Origin of the sequence: Paenibacillus sp. 2KB_22, from assembly GCF_052115745.1 — a bacterium.
In the GTDB taxonomy this organism is placed as follows: Bacteria; Bacillota; Bacilli; order Paenibacillales; family Paenibacillaceae; genus Paenibacillus.
Window position 1 is genome coordinate 1,294,823 of record NZ_JBFRHG010000002.1, and the last position, 22,167, is coordinate 1,316,989.

A 22,167-nucleotide genomic window follows, 5' to 3' on the forward strand; every position below is an offset into this window, starting at 1 on the left:
AACATTGCATCGTTTAATTCGAAATAATAACAATTGAAATCAATACTTAAACAACAAAGGCAGCCTGAAGGCTGCCCCTAAAATTCTTATCTAATAAGGAATTCATTTTTCAACACTTTATTCTCGCCTTTTTCGTGAATAACTGGAGTAGAAATCACAGTTAACTTATCACCTGAGTCATTTGATTTTATAGTAATTCGTATTTCATTATTCCCATCCATCATATACTGACTAAAGTCATATTCGTAGGAGTATAATTGCTCAGTCTGATCAAGTTGGTAAACCATTTCGTTCTCTTTAGAAACATTACGAAGGGAATAAAAAATATCTGCTTCCTTATCAGGATAGTATACAACTCTTTGATAAGACTCCAAGAAGCTATTCTTATCTAGAGTAATCGAATGTGATAATATTTCTTCCTTTTCAGTAGGTTGAAGAAATTCTATCAATACTTCTTCTGGAAGAGCATTTGTACTAGTTATCACTAGTCTATCGTCATGAATATTAACCTGTACAGAGTGTTTCGGTGTCATAATCCCTAAACCTAAGACCAACCAAATTATAAATAATACAACATATGCAGAAAATCTTAATGCAGAATTTAATGTAAATACTTTTTTAATATGATCCATTATAAAAAACTTTTCTTTATTTCGCTTTAATACGATAAAGATTAGAACTAGAATTAAACCAATAACGAAAGCCATAAAGTATGTAAACCAAATCATTACTTGATCTCGTTTGTAAATATTTAGAATAATTATAAAAGCCAGATAAATCATTAAACCAACAATTGTGTTCACCTTGATGCTTCTAAAAATATTGTGAAATGCTTTATTGGCATCTCCAATTCTTTCGGATACATTCGACACACTCACATCATAGCTATTTAACTCCTTCCAAATAAAAATAAGCACATTCCCCATTACCATGCATAGACTTACTCCAACGCATATAAACAAAAGATGTTCTAATCCGAACGGGAATACTGAGTACATGTTTGTGGAAAAAGCTGAAGCAAACAATTTCAAGTAATAATTAATTAATAATCCCCAACCACCTCCGACGATAGTAAGCACAAGAACCAATCTGGTTGTTCTCTCTCCTGAACTCAATTTATTATCTTTCATTGATTCAGATAATCGTCTCATCCGTGAAATATTTTCTGAATTCGAAAAGTAACGTCTTCTGTCTCGCTTTAGTATAATCGTTCACTCCTAATAGTTAGTTATAGTTGTTATACGATACTATAGACATACACGTTTCACAATTTACAAGTAGCTATTCATTAAAAATCATCTTACCAAACACTCAACCTTTGGTACCTCCATTATGCCTTTTTGAATTTCATATACATTTAGTTAATCAGCACAGGTTTGTAACCCACGCCAAGGAATATAATTTGTACAAACAAAATTAAAAAAGTCGCTAAAATAGCGACTGAAAGAGTAATGTTGCTGATTTTCATTACTTTTGGTTATAGGTAAGATTAATTAAATATTTTAAATGCTCTTTAATATATCTGGGGCAGCTTCAATGCACATCTTCTTGCCAGTACATAGCTTTTGGCAAATACTCCATTAATTAAACCCACAATCTGTGGGTGAACATCTCTTTTAACAGAATGAGTTGTTAAGCTCCAATAGATAAATCATTTTAACCTGGTCTCTCATTATTATTGTGCAAGAAAACAGCATGACTTATAAAAATCATTCTGCTTCTCAGCGTATTAAACTTTTATCGATAAGTGAGTCAGCTGCAACAATTACTTCAATTCTCATATCTTTTAAGTATTTATCTAAGTATTGAATCTTTTTATAAGAATTATTTTCAAAAGAAGACAGGAATAAAGGATACATAATGCTGTATTCCATATATTCAAACTTCTTTTTGTTTCTCCCACGTTTCATATTTGAGATAAGAAAATTAGATTCTTCGGGGTTAAAGTAATACACGAGGAACCATTTTATATATTCAACAAAGGTTACTTTGTGTTCAATTACTTCAAAATGAGTCAATACACTCTCTTTTGACAGCACCAAAAAGTTTAAGATTCGCTTTATCTCTCTAGGGGTAATATCCTTCTTCTTTGCAATATCATGGATCATCGTTGATATTATATGTTTCTCCTCTATGCTAAAGAAGTTTGTATCCTGATCCATGAGTGCCTCTAAAAGAATTTTATAATCTGAATGTCGATTTAAATAAACCGGGATCGATATATATTTCTGAAGATAATCATACCCAAAGTTCAGCTTATCCTCTCGAGTAGCTGCGTCTTTTAAATAAAATTGATTGTTATTCGCCAATGCGAGTGCGACTAATTCTTCATTCATTGAAATGACTTTGATAATTGAGTCTGATGATATAAACAATTGAAGTGCAGAAAAAAATTCAACGATTGTTTTTTCTGAGCAACGGTCGAGTTCGTCAACAATAAGGACAATATTTTCATCTTCTCTCAACCAAATTTTTATTAACTTATCAAGAGAATGTTTTACCTCTTCTCGTGTCCCTAACTTTGCTTTAAAGTCAGGCACAAGAATTTGATGTAACATTTTATTAGATAATGGTTTAATTATGAACATGAGCTTCTTAACGAATGGAACAATGAATTGATAAAAGCTGCCCACGAGTAACGTAGCTGAAACAAGATACACGTAGAGTTCTGTGTTTTCTATAGTATCGACTAAAGAATCATAGTTGCTAAACCATAATGAGTAAGCCACAGTGCATGCGATTACTAACAGGACACTAAATATATACATCCCCTTATTGTTTTCAAATGATGGAAACATACTGTTCCAAGCAAACTTGATTCGTCCACGAAACTTTGTTTCCGCATCATATTTCATATACAATTCTTTTAATATTGAAAACCAAATCATTTTATGATCGTCGTATTCAGTTGGATTAAGCCTAACAATATACGACTTCTTATATTTGACTTCATGGTTGGGAATGTTTCGGTTTATTCTCCGGTTAATCTCATCCAAATTCTTCTCAATTAGACCAACAAATGTAGACTTCCCCCGCCCCCATTTTCCATATATTCCGATAGCTAAAGGAGCAATTGTCTGTTTATTAGCAATAAGGCGAGCAAGGACATTAGCTTTGGAGTTTCTATCTAACAAATCCACTTCACTTTCCTTGTCAATAAGAGCCGCTTCCAGCTCTAAATCGCTAGAGAAATTGGATATTTTGTTTTCATTCTCTTCCTGTATTTCAAGTTTTCTAATTTTTGATTTTATAAGATCAGCTTCTCGACTTAGTTCGTCGAGATAAGCGTTTGGATTCTCACTCAGATTCGGCTCTTCATAGTGTTCTTCATCTGGTTCGCCCTGAAGTTGCCATACTAGATCATTTGTTTTTTTTCTTACCTTTTCTAACTCTTCATTCAGAATTCTTTTTTTGTCATCTAGACTCATTACAAACCGCCTAACCATCTAAATTTTATGGAGCCAGATCAATATATTGGCTAACCTACATTATCTTTGAAAAACAATAAGAAGATTATTTTACCATAGATAGCCCTATGAAGTATATTAATTAAGCACAGGAACATAGCCGTGACTATAGAAATAACAACCCTCACAATCATTCTAATAAGAATCCCATTGTTCAAAGTAGAGAAAATAAGCTTGTTAATAATATGGCGTTGAACCACTGAGTCGTTACTTTGTATATCACTTATCCTGTTCAAAGGTACTCCTAACGATGTGCTGTCAACTGCACACTAATCATATACTAGAAGAAATATGACAAAGGTGGTGTTGAATATCCTTGGTTTTCTAAAAAAAAACCGTTGGTTACCATTTGAAAAAATTATGAAGAAGTACCCGGATGGAACGTATGAGGTATGTCATGTTGGAATCCAGACAGTACACACAAAGGATATTATCGGACTCGGTTTACGACCAAGAGATATAGCAAATGATAATAAAATGAAACGACTTAGGCAATCCGTGGCTATAAAGGGTTGGAAAGATGAATCGCCTATAGATTTGCATTTGTATTTAATACCAGAAGGCAAATACACAGTTTGCTCAGGTGGAAATCATCGACCATATCTTGCTGACAAGTTACACATTCCTTCTATAGGAGCAGCAGTTGATGTGGTTATTCCAAAGGGTAAGATTACTGAAGATACCACAAAAGCGATCGAGGCGTTAAGAAGGAATTATCAGATTTTAGAACATGAAGCCAATACACTTAATCAATATTTAAAAACACAAAGATTTCAACGAAGTGGATATAACCATGATGATGAGAACAAGTTAGATCAAATGTATATTCAATTAACTCAAATCAATATCCAAATAAAATTGCTCCTTAAAACGGAAGCTTACCACCTGGGTTACATACCTCAGGATTGGGTTCTTTCGGACTCCTGAAGAAAGTGAATAAACGAGAACGAAGAAAGGAATAGGGAATTCACCTAATTATTATCCTTAAATAAAAAAAACTGATTTATCAAGTTTTTTCGTTCAAGACACCTACTAAAAGCATACAAATAAGCAGCCGATTATTTAATCGGCTGCTTATTTGTACTTAATGTGCTAATGTTTTGTTAGTTTAGATGCAATATTCCCCCAGGCGAACTTTCAACACTAATCTTTGATAATGTGAAATGAGAGCACTATCTTATATCATCTAACAGTCAAGACATATTGTAATCGCTTGAGAAATCAATTACACCCGTAACAATATATTTCTGTTCCAGTTCCGTCATCCACAAGTCTTTTTTGCTCCAAAATGCTTTGCTATTAGAATCATTTACATAAACAGGAATTCTGTAATTCCTCTGCAATGTGATACAACTCTTATTGCTCAAGTCAGTATATGGTCTCTATTCAGAAACGATTTTGAAACTCATCATTAACTCAGTGTGTGTTTGTAAAGTTAATTTCTTTCATTTTCCCATTCCGAAAAATAATTAGAAAGCTCTCTTGCTGAATCATTATCAATATTTCCACTAAGTATTTGATTTAATCTTGCACCTTCCATACTGGTATATTGGATCAGCAGTTCTTTGGCTAATCTAGCCGCTTCTATTTCAATTTCTCTTTCCTCGTAATTCAATTGATTTTGAATTTCCATTGTCTCTGCTGTTATTCTACCTTCTTCAAATTGTTTTATATGTACATATTCATGAGCGAGTGCATTGAATACATAAATTCTAGAGATTAATTCCATATCATGGGACCTATGAATACGATGAGAAAAAACATCATTTATTCTAGTAACTATTGAACTAACATATAAATCAATCCTGTTTATTCTCCTGTATGAAGAAGTTAACAATAAAGCTCCAAAAGTATTTTGTACTATGTAACCTTCATCGCCTTGTTGATAATCGTTTGGAACAATTGGATATTGATCTCTTGTACCCTCAATATTCAGTTCGTTCCGCACGAATAATACAAAATCATTAAAACTCTCACTTTCAATTATTTCGTTTACTAACATTTCATTTATGTGATTTCCTAAGAACCCCATGAATATCATCCTTTCAAATGGTGATTATAGTATCATATCTAGCACAAAGGGGAATATGGATACTGGTTCCTGGTTTAATATCATCCTCCTCATATATTATTTATATTAAATTTATTTAATTTAGGTCCATTATTCCAGACTCTACCATGTTTTGGATTCCCACTCTCGTTCAATCCCCCAACACAGAAAATTTTTGATTTTTTTGAGAGCAACATCTCTTTCAGTTTCATTTTACGCTCTTTAAAAGTAGTCTCATCTACTCCTTTGCAATCACCATAAGCAAGTATAATTATATCCACTTTCTCTAAAACCTGCTCAATCCAAAGATCATTTTCTAATTTATTTAAGATATCATTTGAATTCCCAGTTAAATTAGATGGATTATTATCTACATAAGACCACAAATTTAGGCAATGAACAACATCATATTCGTGCTTTCCGCACCAACAGAGCACTTTTCCGATTGTAGAATCCGCTTTCCACTGTCCTTGTTTAGTAATGTCAGTCCAATTTGTGGAAGAACCATTCATTTGAATCACTGCAACACTCTTTTTCTTTTTTTTCTTTTTATTTTTAAGGCGAAACTCCAGTCCATAACGGTGACTACCTAAAATATATATATAACCTTTGGGTTCGACATGAACTAAATTATATAGCTTTCTAGCTTCGGACAAAGCTACTCCTCCTTAATTGTTTTACTTAATAAGTAGTTGAACGACCAATCATCGCTAAAGACACTTATACCTTTAATCTTCATAATGCCGATTTTTTCTTCTTACATATTTTTTTATTCTGCGATCCCAAGAAAAAATCCACAAACGGAATTGAGGGAAAACTCCAAAAAATATGAGAACTAGAAGCGATATGACACTGATTGATATATGTGTAATAAACCAAGCCTTAGTTTGAGGAAAATTTTTCATAGCCGAGTTATTTATGAAGATTAACTTAAGTGATGCATAAGCAGACAATATAACTGCAATTATGATAGGCACGATTTTAATTACTTCATTAATTAGAGATGTTTTAACTTTTTGAGTTAAAATGCGGTGCCTAGCTGCCTTTTTATCAATCCATATTTGCAAATGATTTAAATGATAGGATAACTTACTATCTAAAGATTTTATACCGTCCTGAAAGGAGTGCATTTCAATACGATCTCCATTTATCACTTGAAACACTTTTTTGTTTTCAGTTTCATTTATGAAACAGTCTTTGATTATATTTTCAGGAAATAAGTATTCTGTACTTTCAGGTCGAAATAACTCTTGTTGGTTAATTCGGATATAACCAAGCTCCACTAAATACATACCAACGAGTCTATACACTTCTTCTCGGTAGTTTTTCTCTAAGTCTGAGGGAATGTTTATATAAGCATATAACTTAGATATAATTGGCTTGCTGTGTTCATTTAACCAATTAAAAAATCTGACTGCAGCTGACTGCTCCTGCAGAGGTACCGACCACATTATATAGCTTTGCTCTTTAATAGGTAGTTCTCCAATAAAAGAAACGTATATTGAATCTGATTGACCTTGCTGATAGTCTGAATCTTCTATATCTTTAACGATCAAGTTAATCTTAACTGTGTCCATACCAATATCTATTGGAAAGTGATAATAATCAGATTGTCTTTCCATTTTGTTGAGATCATCTGGTTGTAATGTTTTTCCTGAGCGGTGGTAGATGGTGACCATCCAACATAATACAAGCGCCTTTGTATCAATTGTTCCTACGAGCAATTTTGTTTGTTCCACACGTTCATTTTCATTCTCATCTATGATGATTTCAGTCTTTTCCATTTCCTGCTCATTCAAAATCCCCTTAACGCGAAGTGGTTCTAAAGCCTCTCGAGGCTCAATTTTCATCAATTGAGTCCAAGGAGTTTTCAACGATGAAATATCTCGAAACTGTTGATGTTTTCCAAATTCATTCAAAATATTGTCGAGATACTCTATTTCCGATTCCGACAATATAAAATCATCAATAAACATACTATTCATCCTTCTGAAGATGCTCGTATTGACCAATTAAATCCACTGCATCTCCGGTTGATTGGGCAGCTAAATACTGCAAAATCTGAACAGTTTTCCGTGCAATAGTCTCGCCTTTTGATCGATTCATTCTTTTAATTACTGTAAAGTAGTTTGTGTAATATGCACATAAGTCGGAGTAATTACTGGAAGATGTTTGTAAATATTCATCAGGCAGGGTCTTCTTCTCATCATTCAATAAACATCCAATATTAAATATCACCGTGCTAACCAACTTAATTTCCCGGTGATCCATTGGCTTTCCTCTGTACTCATTCACTACTCTCGATAAGTCATCTTTTATTGCCGCAACTCTTTTTGTGCGATGCGAAGGCAATGCTGCAGGAGAAATTTTTTTATATAGAGCTTCTATTTGTGTGGACATATCTTTATAATATTTTTCGGACAATACAACCCATTCAATATCCAAAATAATCCGATCCAGTACATCCGGTAAGACAAAGGTATCAATAATTAACTTACCATCCTCGGATATTTTTAAATTCACTCTGTGACCTTCCACTACACAAGTTGTGTTAAGTTCACTAATTGTAAGTGAGTCATTGCTTTGTATGGACTTCACCAAAGGATTCTCATAATTTATTTCATTAAGACCGTGAATGATAAATCGAAGATCATCATCAGATCTATATCTTGGGGAAGACACGAGACCCTTTAATCTTAATTGAATCATAATCAATTGAGCCTCGTCTAATAATACCTCTTCAATTTTTGGATCGTATGGTATAAAAAGTAAATAAATTACTTTAACTAAATCCTTGGACTGGCGGGCTGTACCGTTTGGATTAAAAAGCGCTATAATTCCCGAGCCGAAATAATAGCGTGCTTCGACGTATTCAGCGTTAATTTCCCTAATAGGCACTGGTTCGTGTACAATTATTGAGTCTTCTATACGAAATTTAAAGTCAAGGTATGCTTCTCTATATGCTACTTCTTCAATAAATAAATCATATTTCAAGTTTGGATTGAAACTATCGATTTCAGTTATATTCCGGTTAATTAAACTGTTAATACGACTTCGAATTTCGTCAGTTACTGTTAAAGGAGCTGCCTTAGATCGATACAGCTTTATATTCATTCTATCCCCTTTACGTCCGTATTCATCAAACACCGGTCGTATAACGGTATGTAAGCGATCAATATCTAGTTGATATGCCTGAGATAAACCTGTATAGCAATTACTTTTATTCGCCTCCACGTTTTCAGTATCATCCTCGTCTAAACTATTAGCGTATTCTTTGAATACAGAAATAAAATCTGGAGCATATATTCGTTCATACATGTCTTTCACTGAATATTCTGATCGGAAGAAAAACGTTCTGGATGACATTACTTAAACCTCCATATGCCGCACCAAAGAGGCTTGAGCGACAATTTTTAATTGCTCCTTTTGGTTATCTAATTCAAGGATGATCTTATCTATGAATTCATGTGGTTGCATCAATTCTTCATAAGCGGTTTGCAAATCAGAATCATAGATTGTCGACCGCCCCTGACTTGCACATACCTCTTCAGCTCGTTTCACTAGCATGATTGTTATTTGTTCTAATTGTGCCATTAACATATCCTTAGCACCATTAGTTACTCGCGATGATGTTTTTGTACGAACAAATTTTGAAAGAGTTCCTTTACGGGATACCCGAATTGCCCCATCATCATCTTCATGTTCGAACTCCTCTTCATCTAACGATTGAAATTCTTCTGCCTCAACGTTATATGCCATTAATATACTCCCCTTTCAATTGACTTCTCGTATGCTACAAACAATTGATATGTTAAGCAAATATGATATTTTAAATTATATCAGATCTGCTATTTTCCAACAATATCCTGCCTAAACCAATATATTTCATATGATTAACAGAACCGTTTAGCTAGCAATTAAATCATCTTTGCTAGTTGACTTGTTCATATTTATCAACAAGAAGATATTAACTTGATAGTAGTATTCAACTCGTTTTATGATAGCATCAGGTTAAATCATCAAACAAAGTCAAAAAATTCTGAATATTACAAAATACTTAGGAGGTAATATATGAAAGCCGAAGCACGATCGCTTACTTTCCTGGCAAATGAAGGGGAGGTTAAGATTCCATTCTTCCAACGTGCATATGTATGGGACAAAACTAATTGGGAAGAGCTCATTTCCGAGCTATTGCAAAGTAGCAAAAGTCACTTCTTGGGATCGCTGATTCTTAAACAAATAGAAATACAAAGTGGAAGTACAAAGCAAGTACTCGTAATTGACGGGCAACAACGTCTAACAACTTTGAGTATTCTTCTTCGAGCGCTATTCGACAGTTTTGACACATTATTGCAGGAAAAATGTCAGCAAGATGGAAAATTTGACGCTTGTCTTTTTTACAAAAAAGATATGTTTGATGATGACCTACTCGTTAAGATTGAACATTCCAAAGTTGATAAAAAGTATTATCAACAGGTTATTAGAGGCGAGATTGTAGCAGATGCTATCGACTTACATACTTGCAACAGCAATATCCTGAAATGCTATAAATTCTTTGTTGATAGACTCGTTAATGTCTCACTCAAAGATCGGCAAACACTTTTCAACGACTTACTGAGCTCAACCAACAGTATTCTGGTTGTTATTGACCTAACAGAAGATGATGATGAACAAGCAATTTTTGATACAATTAATAGCGCAGGCATGCGTCTGAGCAGTGCCGACATTGTAAAAAATGTCCTCTTCCAGCGCGCGTTTGAGCTAATCGGTAACCAAGAATATGTAGAAGCTTTATACCAGGATTCTTGGGAATCTGTATTTGCAAACGATGAACAATCTATTACATTCTGGGATACGGCTCGCTCAACTGGACGTATGATGCGTGATAATATTGAATTATTACTTCACTCCATTGCTGTGATAGAAGGCTTCTTCGATCCCGAGAAACACTCCTTGTCTGATCTCTCTAACATATATAAAGAGCATATTAGAAGGCTTGATAAGAATGAGTTAACAAAGTTTATAAGAACCATTTCAGAATTTGCTAAACTTTACAGAGAGAAAATTATCGTATTTGAAAATAGTGACTTATTTGGCTTCACAGATTATAACAAACGACTCTTTCATGTTCTTAGTGTCTGTGATGTATCTACGTTCCATCCTTATATTCTTTTCCTATATCGCAAGTATGAGGGCAATGAAACTAAACTTGCAATTTCACTGAAAAAGTTAGAGACACTCGTTATACGCAGAACAGTTTGCAAATTAGAAACGAAAAATTACAACAAGATATGTAAAGATTTAATTTCGGACTCCTCTAAAATAGATATTCTGTTAGCAGAAGTAACTGATAATGATGTAAGTAACGGGCTGATGTCCATCAGTAATAAGCACGCAGCATTATTGTTATTCTGGGTCGAGTTGTTCCGGCGTAAAAACGACAATCGCTATGATAGAGATGAGTTAAAATACACTTACACTTTGGAGCATCTACTCCCTCAGAAGTGGGAAGAGCACTGGAGAAATGTGCCGATCATCGACGAAGATGGACAATCGATAACAGATTGGGAAGAAGCCAAGAAATATCGTTATAAGCTCATCTACAGTATAGGTAACATGACTCTGTTAAAAAGTTCACTTAACTCATCACTACGTAATTATGAATTTCAACGTAAAGTTGAAGGTGAAGGACGAAAACGCGGGATCAAGCATTATGCTGAACTAGGAATAACCAAGCTGGATATAGTCACCCATTACGAAACAGGGGACCGTTCGTGGGACGAAATCAAAATACGAAAACGAACTGAGAAAATCACAGAGGATGTTCTTAAAATCTGGAGTAACATATAAAGGGTTACATCTCATAATTTATGAATAGTGAAACGACTGCAATAAAAAAATACTACCAATTATTTTTCAAACTTTATCATACTATAAAAATGCATAAGGAACGGCGGACATTGTCATTGTCCAGCGTTCCTTATGCATTTTATCCTTCAATTTCTGTTTCGTCATCCTCAAAATGTTGTCCTTGTTCGTCAGACATCGTTCTTAGTGATTTTCCAGTTTGGATATTCTCCCAACGGTCGGCACCAGATCCTGGATTTCTTCCCATTACCATCGCTGCACTTCCGCTTAGCGTAAAAGAAATGTCACTTAATACAACGTAGAAGTTATTTCTCAAAACAATCTTACCTTCTTCCAGCAAAATAGCACGTTGATTAGCAATAAATCCTGAATTCACTTCATTAGTTGCCAGTTGCGAACCAGGTTTAATTGTAATATGCATATGTTTGGTGCTGGTATTCGGATTAAATTCAGCAAGTGCAAAACCATTCGTTTTTGGATCATACAAGCGGTACATGTCTATCCCCCCAATTATAGTTAAATCCTTATTATGCTTGATATTTGTTTTCTTCCCAATTAAACACACTCAGCAGAATAGTCAATGCCATTTTACGATCCGCATCGGTTCGTGCACTAAGCAGCTCCACAATATTTGCTATATCGTCCTTGTGGTCCATTGGATCAATATAACGGAATAACTCATCTAACGTGACGCCTAGACCGTGTGATATCTTTTCTAAGCTCTCCACCGTGACGTTTTTCTCTCCCCGTTCAACAGCACCAAGATAGTTAGTATGTAAACCAGCCCGCTCCGCTAATACTTCCTGACTAAGCCCTTGTTCTTTGCGAATAAAACGAATACGTTCGCCCAATTTTTGAACCAGATTCATTTACCCTTCACCGCCCTCTTTATGACAAGCTTAATAGAGGGAAGGTTTCACATTAACACTTTATAAGTGTTACTTGACTAATCAGTAACACTTATAGATAATGTAAGCTATGGATTACATTATCTTGTTCATAGGGAGATGGTCATTGAAATGAAAACAAACAAATTAACAAAGCTTAAGTATTTGTCCAGTGGTATCGTTTTAGGAAGCGTGCTATTTACGGGAGTTTCGTACGCAGCTACGACAGCCAATATCGGTGTCAGTTTTTTACCGCTAAAATTCTTCGTAGACGGCGTGGAGAAACGTATGCCGGAAGGTCAACAAGGCTTTGTGTATAAAGGAACAACGTACGTTCCTCTCCGTTTTGTTTCGGAATCTCTTGGTAAAAACGTGGGATACGACGCTCCGTCCTACTCGGTATATGTTGGTAAGCCTAAAGAAGGCTCTATCACCTACCTTGAACAAATGACAACTCATGCCTCTGATAACCAAGGTTCGAAAACTGTGAACACTTTTACAACCAATTTAGGAACCCAGTTCAATCACGGCATTTATCTTACAGGTTCCGCTTTTGGTGGTAGTGATTCGAACGGGTATGGTTACGGTAAAGGGAACTATCTCGTAAATACATATCTTTTGGATGGTAATTACAAAACCTTTGAAGCCCTTCTAGCTCCATCTTCTAAATGGAACACTCTTGCCAAAAATGATAACCTCGGCAACATAAAAATTTATGCGGATGACAAACTGGTATACACAAGTGGGGCTGTTGCTTCGGATATTAAAGCTCCCATTAACATCAATGTCGACTTAACTGGTGTTTTAAACTTAAAAGTTGAATTCAAACAAAACCAAGAAGACAGCGAATTAGGACTTCTTGAAGCTAAATTCATTCAATAATCATCTGAAAATTAAAACGGATCTTGATTCCAACAATGTGGAATCAAGATCCGTTTTGTGTGTTGACTGAAATTTTGAAGTGGATGATTTCCTGAGCTGTTTTTGCGTTTATACAAGAGCTAATACAATACAATGTAAACTAAACAAATTGAGACAATTAAAATATTTTTCAGAAGTTTGTTTTCAGTCTTTTAGCAAAATCAATAATTGTAGCTCGTGCAGTATAATCTGAATCTATTGATCCAGAATAGAAAATTTTAAATATTCCTTCAATGTCTGTGGGACTAGTAACATTCTTGTTAATACATACAGCAACACGATCAAGTCCGAGAATAGCCACAAATAATCCAAATTCAAAAATTACATTGTCTCTAGCTTTAACTACATTTTTATCCCGATAAGATACGTGATCGTCTTCCCCAAATACAAAAATCGCCGCGTCAACTTCTTTTGCTATTGATAATAATCTATGCATTGTTGTATCACCGACATTAAATTGGTCAAACCACGGTTTTGGAACTAGCGAGTTACTATGAACTATAGAAGCAATTATATTTACTTCATCATTTGATTCAGTAGCTCCTCCAATAAATACCTTAGGTTTCCAATCATCGATACTCAAATTTAAACTTTTCAAACGATCTACATTTAGAGTGTCAATCAAATAGGATGGTCTATTTTTAATTGCTGTTAAATCTTTGGAAGTAACAGAAGTGGATCTTGTTCTCATGAACTCAAAGTAGAAGGTATTCCTCTCTTTCCATACTCTCTTAATTACTAATAAATTTAGGACCTCATTTTGGAGCTCATCATTTTTAAAATAATGACCAATAGCATATACTACTTGATTTTGATCAAGCAGAGATTTAACTTGATCAAATACCTTTTGATTATCACTTATGTAAGGTTCTTTAGGACTCGGAAAGCTTGCCACACCTGAATTATTACTCCAATTTGCCCTGCTTTTGTCATTTGTTGCGAGAATAAGAATTTCCATTAATGTTGAACAGCTCCTTGGTTTTTATTTACAACATTCTATAAATAAGATTTCTAACCCTTACTTTATAATAAAAGTAACCATATCGCAAATACATATCTCTTCCTGATGATAATTATGAAACCTTCCAATCCTCTCTTAATTTGTCCTGTAAACGAAGCACCTCCTACAGTAAACTGAAAACTTCAGTTTTCTGAGCCTAATAAAAACTCGGATACTTTTGTCTTAAATCAAGTTGAATAGCAGCTGAACCTTTTATTTTATGTTACTCTAAATTTAATTTTTCAGTATCGTATCCGATATATTTTATATACAGTAACAACTCAAACAGTTTAATGGAGGCTCACTTTATAATGAATCAGGAACGGGATTTTAATTATTATATCTATAAGTATGGAGAGGCAGGAGCTAGAATAAAATTTGAAGAGGCATGTTTTAGAATGTTGAAAGCTAAGTTCAAAAGAAATGTTCACCCAGTAAAAGCTCATCCTGGAGATGAAGGTATTGATATCTATATAGGGAACATCACCAAAAAAATCGAAGTGTATCAATGTAAGTTTTACATGACAAAGCTCAATCGCCAAAAGATAAAAGAGTCTTTTTTACGCGCTGCAAATAATCATCAATTCTCCATGAAGTCTTGGACACTAATAGTGCCTAAAGATCTTACATTAAAAGATTTAAAATGGTGGGACAAGTGGAAAATTCAAATGGAAGCAGAATTTAATATCGAAATAGAAATTATGAACGAAAGCACAATATTATATACTATGAGGCAAGTTGACGTTTATAATCAATTATTCGACATAGAGCCCTTAATTCAACTCAAAGAGTTACATGAAATAATTGTTACACAAAAACATAATGATAATGCAAGAAAAAAATTCGATTTTGTAGTAAACAAACTAATCGAATACATTTCATACCGCATTAGCGTATTTAAGAAACTTTATTTCAACTCCTATGACATCAAAGAGTATTTCGAAGAAAACAATATCACATCATTTTTAGAATTATTCCAAAAATCAGACATCCATGTTCAACACTTATTCAATGAGATTGAAAAATTAATTAAGGAGATTAACAAGGAAGACATAGAAATAGGATATTTATGTAGAGGATTTGTTTTCATGCAAGAGGTATATATACAACAAATTGAAGAAGATCTTCAGTATACTGATGAGTATCTCTTCAACCTAAAATCGTATTTATTTCAAGTTTCACTTCAGAAAATTATCTGGAACTTATCGAAAGAAGAGCACACCATAAGAACAATAATAAATCAAGATTATCAAAAAAGTGAGTTAATCAGTCAGTTTGACATGCGAGACACAATCATCTCTTACCAAAATGAACAGGATCTATTAAAATTACTAGCACTTCATGTACTAACATTATACGACAATTTTCAGGATGAAGATTTTGAGGTATTCTATGGAAAAGATGATGAACGTTGTCTTAATTTTGCTTTGATTTCTCCTTATATGCGCTATTCAAATACAAAAACCCCATACCCAAGTGGTATTTCAAAAATGATTAATTACATCAAGATGAAGTTTTCAAAATTTAATGACAAAAGAGAATATACTTTTCACATAGAATCCACTAACATAATCTTATTAGAGGAATTAGATACGAAGTCGCTTCAAAAACTTCATGATATCAAGAAAACAGCAAATGTTAAATATCATCACTTTATTAAAGAAAATAAAATAGCAAACATTGTCAAGAAATTCAATGATAATAAAATAGATCACAAAGTAATTTCTTTAGTCGAAAAACCTAAGTATTGTGACAAAATAAAAAGCTTATTAAATGATACAAGTGAGCTAAACAGCTGGGAGATTAGTGGAGGAACTACTATTGATGGTAGCATTGTAGCCAGTAACGGATACAATTTCATTCTTAGGAAAGCAAAAAAACATTAAATTTTACATTTTCAGATTACGGCGTAGGAATTCGGATTCCTATGTTTTGTTACATATGAAAATACACAAAAGGAATACTTATTCACTTATTACATGAGATACTCAAACGTTAAGTTATTTAAAAATTTAAGTTAATTCGTATGAGAAGCTTTTCGACAGCCTCAATCAACCCTCAAATATGGAAATGGACATGCTAAGCAATCTTCAAAACAATAATTATAATATTTTGAAAAGCAAATTCATCACCGATTTAGAAGTCGATCTTCTTACGGTGAAGAATATGAATGAAGCAGAGTTCCTCAAGACCCACTTCCGATATTATTTTATTTTAAACAAGTTAAAAATAAAATAAATTCGGATACATCTATGAAGAATATTCGGACAGAAATAGACGAAAACGAAGTAGCCAACTTCACTTATGTTGAAGCTATGAATAATATGTATAACAAGCGCCATTGGCGCTTGTTTTATTCAGCTTGCTTCCTCAGCAAGTGTACGTCTCTCATAGCGAATGGATTTAAATCTTTACCATCATTGATGTGACTAATACGTTCATAGGCTCTTGCCAAATCAACGAGTTCAATACAATCTGCAGCTCGAGACAGCGCGTTCTTAGCAGCTTGACGAAGCAATAACATGATGGAGTGCATAGCTCCGTTTGTCGCATACATGAATCGTTCACAGCACTCTTCATCCGCTAAATTGGAGGTCGTTTCAAATACCGTTGTTATCTTTTTATCAAGTTCAAACATCAAACGCTGAAACTCGGTGCGATCCTCTTCCGTTTCAAGACTGAATGGTCGGATCTCTTCTCGAATCACCCGGCGGTTGAGTTGAGGATTCAGGTCAAGGACTTCCGTTGCTTCACTTAGCCCAAAAAATATAACCGGTATCTGGGTTTGAACCATAAGTGATTTAAACCAATCCGTCACCCCTAACATGACTTTACGGCGATCACGATCTACGAAATGCTGAAACTCATCAAGCATAATTAACTCAACCCGATTTTTTCGGATCAACTTGACTAAGCGATCTCCTTTCTGTGCAACAGTCCCTTTATTGGGATACGGATCTTTCAGCTCCTGAAGCAAACGTTCTGTTAATATCGTGTACTTGACTGGAGAAGGAAGGCTCAAGTGAAGAATATTTTGAGTCGAATAACGTATGCCCTCGACGACATCGCTGCTCACATGCATGTGTCTATCAATATACGTTTTGAGTAACGTTGTCTTTCCACTACCTGTATCTCCATGGATAAGAAGGGAACTTGGGGCATCGGAGTATAGAGATTCCTGGTGAATCTCTTCAATTGCATCCATTGCCTTTTTAAATCTTGGATGAATCACCCGGATGCTATCTATAAATTTAAGCTTGTCATGATCAATGGTTTTCATTTACTGATTACCTCCCAATCGGAATCATTTGCTTCATCCAGCATCTTAAACGCCTTTCTCTCCTCCACTGCAGCTTGGCGCTCCTTATCCACGTTCTCCTTTAGTTTCTTCTCGATGATTTGAGCAGAAGAAAGCTGTGTATGCGCTGCTGCCCGAGCCCCTTTGGTCAGCCTCATTTCCTTTGCAAGTTCCTCCATGAAACGCTCCTTAGCTTGAGCGAGGGCAAGTTGATTGACTTTGCTGTTTGCCTGACGAATCCGTTTTAAAATACAGTCATGACTAAATTCGGTTAAACCTTTGGAGTATTCCTGATCGCTATTGAATACCTCCAGATACCGTTTGCCCCGTTCGTCATACACAAAAATTTTTGACATGTCATACGGATCATACTTAAATCGTACATGGGCAGCTCCTTTTTTAAGTAATTGAAATTTCAGGTTTTGGAGCTCAGCCGAGTTATAGAACATATGCTTGTACTGAATCCCCGTACGCTGAATGCTTGCGTTTTCTCGAAGTTTACCAAAAATAATGTGCCAATCAGGGATAGCGTATAATAGTGGTGGTGTTCCCCACTGAGCAATGCCGGATTGCCACAGTTCACTGGGGATACCTTTCACGCCGCGGTGTATCTGCTGCAGATATTCATCGATGACCCACTGATGAAGAAGCTTCAAAAAGGTATGGTAACCCACAATCGCGTTTTTCTCTGGGTTGTAATCCTTTTTGTCCATCACATTTGAAAATGTTGTTCCTGGCGTTTTATGAAGCAATTGCTGATTGATCGTACGAAACGTGCGCTCCACCGTTCCTTTGTACCAAGGCTTACGAGGAGGACAGTAGTCTGGAATAATCCCTAACTGCACACATGTATCTTTGAGCGAACGACTTTGAAATTCTTTGCCGTTGTCCATTCGCAGCACTTTAGGAACCCCAAACATATCCCACTCGTTTTTGATATCTGGATACAGCTCTTTTACATACGTCTTCGGTGTCATGGCATGTAGCAAGCATTTCATGACGGAGACATACGATGGAGAATGAAATGCAACGTAGATGCCTGCAATCGCACCCGTCATCTTGTCAACGGCAAGGGTAAGCCATGGTCTTCCGAGCGGAAGCCCTGTTTCGTCATCTACAACAAACAGATCCATCTTCGTGTGGTCGATTTCGAGAACATCATAGGGCTGTTTCGGCTTATGAAGAACGGCTACACCGCCCAGCTTGTCAAAAGCATATTTCTCCCCTTCTCGTTTTTCCATCATCTGATACGGATCTCTGTCTTTAATGCGTCTAGTGATCGTGTTATACGATGGTATTTCCATTTTATCTCGCTCTTCTCGAAACCTGTTTTTCTTATCAATCTCCACAAGAACTTTTGCATGTAATTCCTTAGCTGTAATGCGCTCTCTTTTCGCATACACCTTATCGATGCAGTCATCGATAATCATTTCGACCTCTGGGAAAAGCCTCTTACCTGTCCCTTTTTGAAGCGTATTAGGAACAAGTGACGTTATATCTTGTCCACTATCTAAGAAAGCATATAGCCATCTTCTCAGCGTCAAAGGCTCGATATTTACGCCTTCTAATTTGAGCTCCTTAACGCGATGCTCAAGTTTAGGCTGAATGTTTTTACGTGACTCCGATAAAAATGGCTGGATAGCATGGTACCGTGTCCGCGCTATTTCTTTGTGATCCTCTCGCAGCATGGAAAAATCAATGATCCGGTTTTCACGAAGACCTAGCTCCATAAGTTGTGTGGAGGAGCCGATCACTTCAAAGCGAATGATGCCTTTTCCATATAAAGCAATCAATTCACTTTGATCCATCGTGATCTCCTTGTTCTCCGCTAAGTTCTTGATAATAAAATGACCTGGCAGTGTTTCTTTTTGTATTTCGAAGACTACGTCTTCTTTCTGAAAACGAGTTCCTCTGATGAGGCTAATCGTTTGCATGTTTTATGCTCCTTTCTTTCGGCTCGTTGATTTCAGTTTGTAAAAATGTGCAAGATCTGAAGATAAAATAACAACATCTTCAAATGACTTAACAACAGAACTTGTCTTTGCTCCTTCAATTCGACCACTCAAAACCGCTTGTACCACATCACTAAAACTTGCATGGTAATACAATGCCGTAATGTCATGCTGAGCAAGTGGCATCCATTTCTTTGTCTTGTCCTTCACTGAAGAACAAGCCGTATTCAAACGTACCAGCAAATCTTCCACTGCTTTTGGCATAAATACTCGTCTGCCGTAGCCATCCTTTTCAGGACCATGGTCCATGATCAGCAGGTTCGACTGTGCCAGCTTGACCACCATTTTTACGGAAATACCAAGTTGTTCTCCTACCTCCCCGGTTGTGAGTAATTGCGACCGTTTTTGGGCTAAGGCTTCGACCTCGGCTCGCTCTACCAGTGTAATTTTCTTCTCACCAAAGCGTTTTTCTATAAAAGTTAGAAGCCCAAGTTCTTTAAACTGATGCAGACGAATATCATCACAGTGTAAGATTTTTTGCCTGGCGTGAAGAAGAGAACAATATTTTCGCTCGTTTTCCTTGGTCGCGGTAAGCATACGAACAAACTCATTGTGGTGGTCGTTATGCACATCTACATAAAGTTTCCGGTGTACATAGAATTTTTCGTTGCCAATAAGTTTGTCAAAGATCTCTCGCTTGGCTCGTGTGGTGGATCTTGTACGGTGTGCTACTTTTGCAAGCTCCACTTGATAAACAACATCCTTAAAATACTTGGAGGGTGTAGTGAGCAGTTCATGTGCAAGTGTAGATAAAACCGTGAACATTCGGCTGCTCATTTTTTCCCCTTTGACCAGATTGTAATTTAGACGCTGAACATCTAAATTAAGATCCGGACATGGGAGCACTTGCACTGGCATGTTGTCCAGCATTTTCATGAACAAGTGAAGCCCTTCAAAATATTGTTGTGGTGATAATGTATGTCCACCTTCAATGGGGACTGAGCTGAGCTTGCCATGTAAAGCATCTTGAATGGTCTTTTGCGCCGCTAAGACTCGGGGAGGTGGAACCTCCGTAGTTATCAAGTCAGCATAACCAAATCCGCAATTACATCCTCTTCCAATGAGATTGTCCAAGCGAATAACGCGGCTACAGCAAGGACAATGCTCTACGAGCTGCACCTTATGCTTTAAACAAACGCCGAAAAGAGAAACATCCCAGCAGAGCCGGTGATACCAACCTTCCTCTAAACATCTGGGGCAGTACTTGGTTTTTGTTTGATGGTAATGTTGCCAGAACTGACGTTTTGTCGGTGACGCTCCATCAAATAAGACGGCATCAAATTGGTTTAGCATATGCCTCTCTAAACTTGAGTACCCGTGCTCTTGTAACAACTGGACAAGCGGCTGATTCCAAAGTGTATTTTCTTTGAAATAATTCAAGTTCGCACGGTAATCAAACCATCTCTCCCCTCTATTTATAAGTGTTTGCAACGTCTGATGCCCATTCTCTTTTGCCATACGAAGTGCCAAACTCATAAAACTTTCGTCTGCATTTACAGCAGGTAAAAATTGAAGCAACATCGTAACCCTCCTACTATATTCAGAGTAAAAAAAATTATGACTGATCATGAGGACAATCGTTGTTGCTTTCCACAAGTTAATCATAATTTGGAAACTTTCTTTTTCGACTTTTGAATCTTTTTTGTTTTTATAACATCACAAAAAAAAGGCGCTACAACAGCGCCTTTTCGTGTTTTCAGTTAAGCATCTCTTAATCTGCTTGTTTATGATTTTTATTTCGTTTGATGATGAAATCAAGGTACACTGAAATATCATTGAGTGTCGTTTCTATACCTGCGGGATAACTTGTGAGTGCTTTTCGGAGTTGTTCAATGATATGCTGATACGTTTCCAGTAATGAATCATCGACCTTAAATCCCTTATCTTGGTCTTCCTGGTGAAGCGAATCTTGCTTTAGAAGTGTGTCTAATTCTTTAATGGGTTTTGAAATGTAATCTTTGTCGATTTTATCTGACAACTTAGCTAGCTTACGCAGTAAACTTTTGAGTTCAGTTTCAGAATATTGTTTTAGGAGATCATTCATAATTTTTCTGAACGGCGACCAATCCATCAATTCGGATTGATTAGCTGGCACTGACAATGGATTGGAAGCCGCAAAGCTATCCATATCCCACTTGATGTTTTGAGTGATATCTTCAAGTGAGATACCCAATTTTGCTTGAATCATTAATAAGCTCTCTATGTTTAGAGAGACTTGTCCATTGATAATCTGAGACATGGCTGAATCCGTTATTCCTAATCTTTGTGCTGCTTCTTTTTGCGTTATACCCTGGTCTGCCAGTTGTTGTTTTAAATTTCTTCCGACATTCCGCTGTAGTTCCGGATAGGATCCGAAAGAAAACACTTCTGAATTGCTTCTTCTCATCTCTTCATTTACAGCAGATACAGCAGAAAGTAACACCTTCATGTCTCCTATGATGTGCTGTCTTTTATTGTGCTGGCGAAACACTCTCAATTGTTGAGGTCCAGTTGTTATATGATCTTTAATCGAATGAGGGTACATGATATACAATTCATCTTCTATTTCCTCAAGTACCTTTTTAAATTCGGAGAAAGGAATGGTGCTCCAATCTTGTTCTTCTTTCATCTGTCTCACTCCAGTATGGTTAATCCCATTAATTTAAACAAAGTGATTTATGTAAC

The 22,167-nt window shown here is 35.8% G+C and carries 18 protein-coding genes; 4 read left to right on the forward strand and 14 right to left on the reverse strand.

The features are described from left to right. Nucleotides 1–86: 86 nt before the first annotated feature. Together AB4111_RS16770 and AB4111_RS16775 are read right to left on the reverse strand one after the other, a co-directional pair. Nucleotides 87–932: a hypothetical protein gene (locus tag AB4111_RS16770; RefSeq protein WP_442032420.1), complete on the reverse strand. Its 846-nt coding sequence runs from the start codon at nucleotides 930–932 to the stop codon at nucleotides 87–89. A gap of 789 nt (nucleotides 933–1,721) precedes the next feature. After that, a complete protein-coding gene (locus AB4111_RS16775) occupies nucleotides 1,722–3,428 on the reverse strand; it encodes a KAP family P-loop NTPase fold protein (protein ID WP_442032421.1) in 1,707 nt (568 codons plus the stop codon). Between the two features lie 330 nt (nucleotides 3,429–3,758). Between AB4111_RS16775 and AB4111_RS16780 the strand changes: the two genes are divergently transcribed. Further along, nucleotides 3,759–4,394 (forward strand): hypothetical protein, encoded by a 636-nt coding sequence (locus AB4111_RS16780; protein WP_442032422.1) that lies wholly within the window; start codon nucleotides 3,759–3,761, stop codon nucleotides 4,392–4,394. A gap of 508 nt (nucleotides 4,395–4,902) precedes the next feature. Here the strand turns inward: AB4111_RS16780 and AB4111_RS16785 are convergent. From AB4111_RS16785 to AB4111_RS16805, 5 genes are all read right to left on the reverse strand, one after another. Next, the gene (locus AB4111_RS16785) at nucleotides 4,903–5,499 is read right to left on the reverse strand and encodes a hypothetical protein (RefSeq protein WP_442032423.1); all 597 of its coding nucleotides are present in this window, start codon (nucleotides 5,497–5,499) and stop codon (nucleotides 4,903–4,905) included. 89 nt (nucleotides 5,500–5,588) lie between these two features. Beyond that, nucleotides 5,589–6,173 (reverse strand): DUF1643 domain-containing protein, encoded by a 585-nt coding sequence (locus AB4111_RS16790; protein WP_442032424.1) that lies wholly within the window; start codon nucleotides 6,171–6,173, stop codon nucleotides 5,589–5,591. Nucleotides 6,174–6,245: 72 nt separating this feature from the next. Beyond that, nucleotides 6,246–7,493, reverse strand: coding sequence for a hypothetical protein (locus tag AB4111_RS16795; protein WP_442032425.1), 1,248 nt, complete (start codon nucleotides 7,491–7,493; stop codon nucleotides 6,246–6,248). A 1-nt stretch (nucleotide 7,494) separates the two neighbouring features. Next, a complete protein-coding gene (locus tag AB4111_RS16800; RefSeq protein ID WP_442032426.1) occupies nucleotides 7,495–8,883 on the reverse strand; it encodes a hypothetical protein in 1,389 nt (462 codons plus the stop codon). Nucleotides 8,884–8,886: 3 nt separating this feature from the next. Beyond that, nucleotides 8,887–9,276, reverse strand: coding sequence for a histone-like protein (locus AB4111_RS16805; protein WP_442032427.1), 390 nt, complete (start codon nucleotides 9,274–9,276; stop codon nucleotides 8,887–8,889). Between the two features lie 312 nt (nucleotides 9,277–9,588). Between AB4111_RS16805 and AB4111_RS16810 the strand changes: the two genes are divergently transcribed. Then, complete coding sequence (locus tag AB4111_RS16810) at nucleotides 9,589–11,367, forward strand: DUF262 domain-containing protein (RefSeq protein ID WP_442032428.1); 1,779 nt, start codon at nucleotides 9,589–9,591, stop codon at nucleotides 11,365–11,367. 139 nt (nucleotides 11,368–11,506) lie between these two features. On the opposite strand, the gene AB4111_RS16815 is transcribed toward AB4111_RS16810, so the two are convergent. Then, nucleotides 11,507–11,881 carry a DUF4357 domain-containing protein gene (locus AB4111_RS16815; protein WP_442032429.1) on the reverse strand — a complete coding sequence of 125 codons (375 nt, stop codon included), beginning with the start codon at nucleotides 11,879–11,881 and terminating at the stop codon, nucleotides 11,507–11,509. A gap of 31 nt (nucleotides 11,882–11,912) precedes the next feature. After that, nucleotides 11,913–12,254 carry a helix-turn-helix domain-containing protein gene (locus tag AB4111_RS16820; protein ID WP_442032430.1) on the reverse strand — a complete coding sequence of 114 codons (342 nt, stop codon included), beginning with the start codon at nucleotides 12,252–12,254 and terminating at the stop codon, nucleotides 11,913–11,915. Between the two features lie 150 nt (nucleotides 12,255–12,404). On the opposite strand from AB4111_RS16820, the gene AB4111_RS16825 reads away from it, so the two are divergent. Next, nucleotides 12,405–13,154 (forward strand): NPCBM/NEW2 domain-containing protein, encoded by a 750-nt coding sequence (locus AB4111_RS16825; protein ID WP_442032431.1) that lies wholly within the window; start codon nucleotides 12,405–12,407, stop codon nucleotides 13,152–13,154. Nucleotides 13,155–13,323: 169 nt separating this feature from the next. On the opposite strand, the gene AB4111_RS16830 is transcribed toward AB4111_RS16825, so the two are convergent. Beyond that, nucleotides 13,324–14,151, reverse strand: coding sequence for a TIR domain-containing protein (locus AB4111_RS16830; RefSeq protein WP_442032432.1), 828 nt, complete (start codon nucleotides 14,149–14,151; stop codon nucleotides 13,324–13,326). Nucleotides 14,152–14,504: 353 nt separating this feature from the next. Here AB4111_RS16830 and AB4111_RS16835 point away from each other — a divergent pair, with 353 nt between their 5' ends. Continuing rightward, nucleotides 14,505–16,079, forward strand: a complete 1,575-nt coding sequence (locus tag AB4111_RS16835; protein WP_442032433.1) for a hypothetical protein — start codon at nucleotides 14,505–14,507, stop codon at nucleotides 16,077–16,079. Nucleotides 16,080–16,546: 467 nt separating this feature from the next. On the opposite strand, the gene AB4111_RS16840 is transcribed toward AB4111_RS16835, so the two are convergent. From AB4111_RS16840 to AB4111_RS16855, 4 genes are all read right to left on the reverse strand, one after another. Further along, a complete protein-coding gene (locus tag AB4111_RS16840; protein WP_090914867.1) occupies nucleotides 16,547–17,473 on the reverse strand; it encodes a TniB family NTP-binding protein in 927 nt (308 codons plus the stop codon). Continuing rightward, nucleotides 17,470–19,425, reverse strand: a complete 1,956-nt coding sequence (locus AB4111_RS16845) for a Mu transposase C-terminal domain-containing protein (RefSeq protein WP_442032434.1) — start codon at nucleotides 19,423–19,425, stop codon at nucleotides 17,470–17,472. The genes AB4111_RS16840 and AB4111_RS16845 overlap by 4 nt, the downstream gene beginning before the upstream one ends. A 3-nt stretch (nucleotides 19,426–19,428) precedes the next feature. Then, a complete protein-coding gene (locus tag AB4111_RS16850) occupies nucleotides 19,429–21,024 on the reverse strand; it encodes a TniQ family protein (RefSeq protein WP_442032435.1) in 1,596 nt (531 codons plus the stop codon). A 190-nt stretch (nucleotides 21,025–21,214) separates the two neighbouring features. Beyond that, a complete protein-coding gene (locus AB4111_RS16855) occupies nucleotides 21,215–22,111 on the reverse strand; it encodes a helix-turn-helix domain-containing protein (protein WP_442032436.1) in 897 nt (298 codons plus the stop codon). Nucleotides 22,112–22,167: the final 56 nt, after the last annotated feature.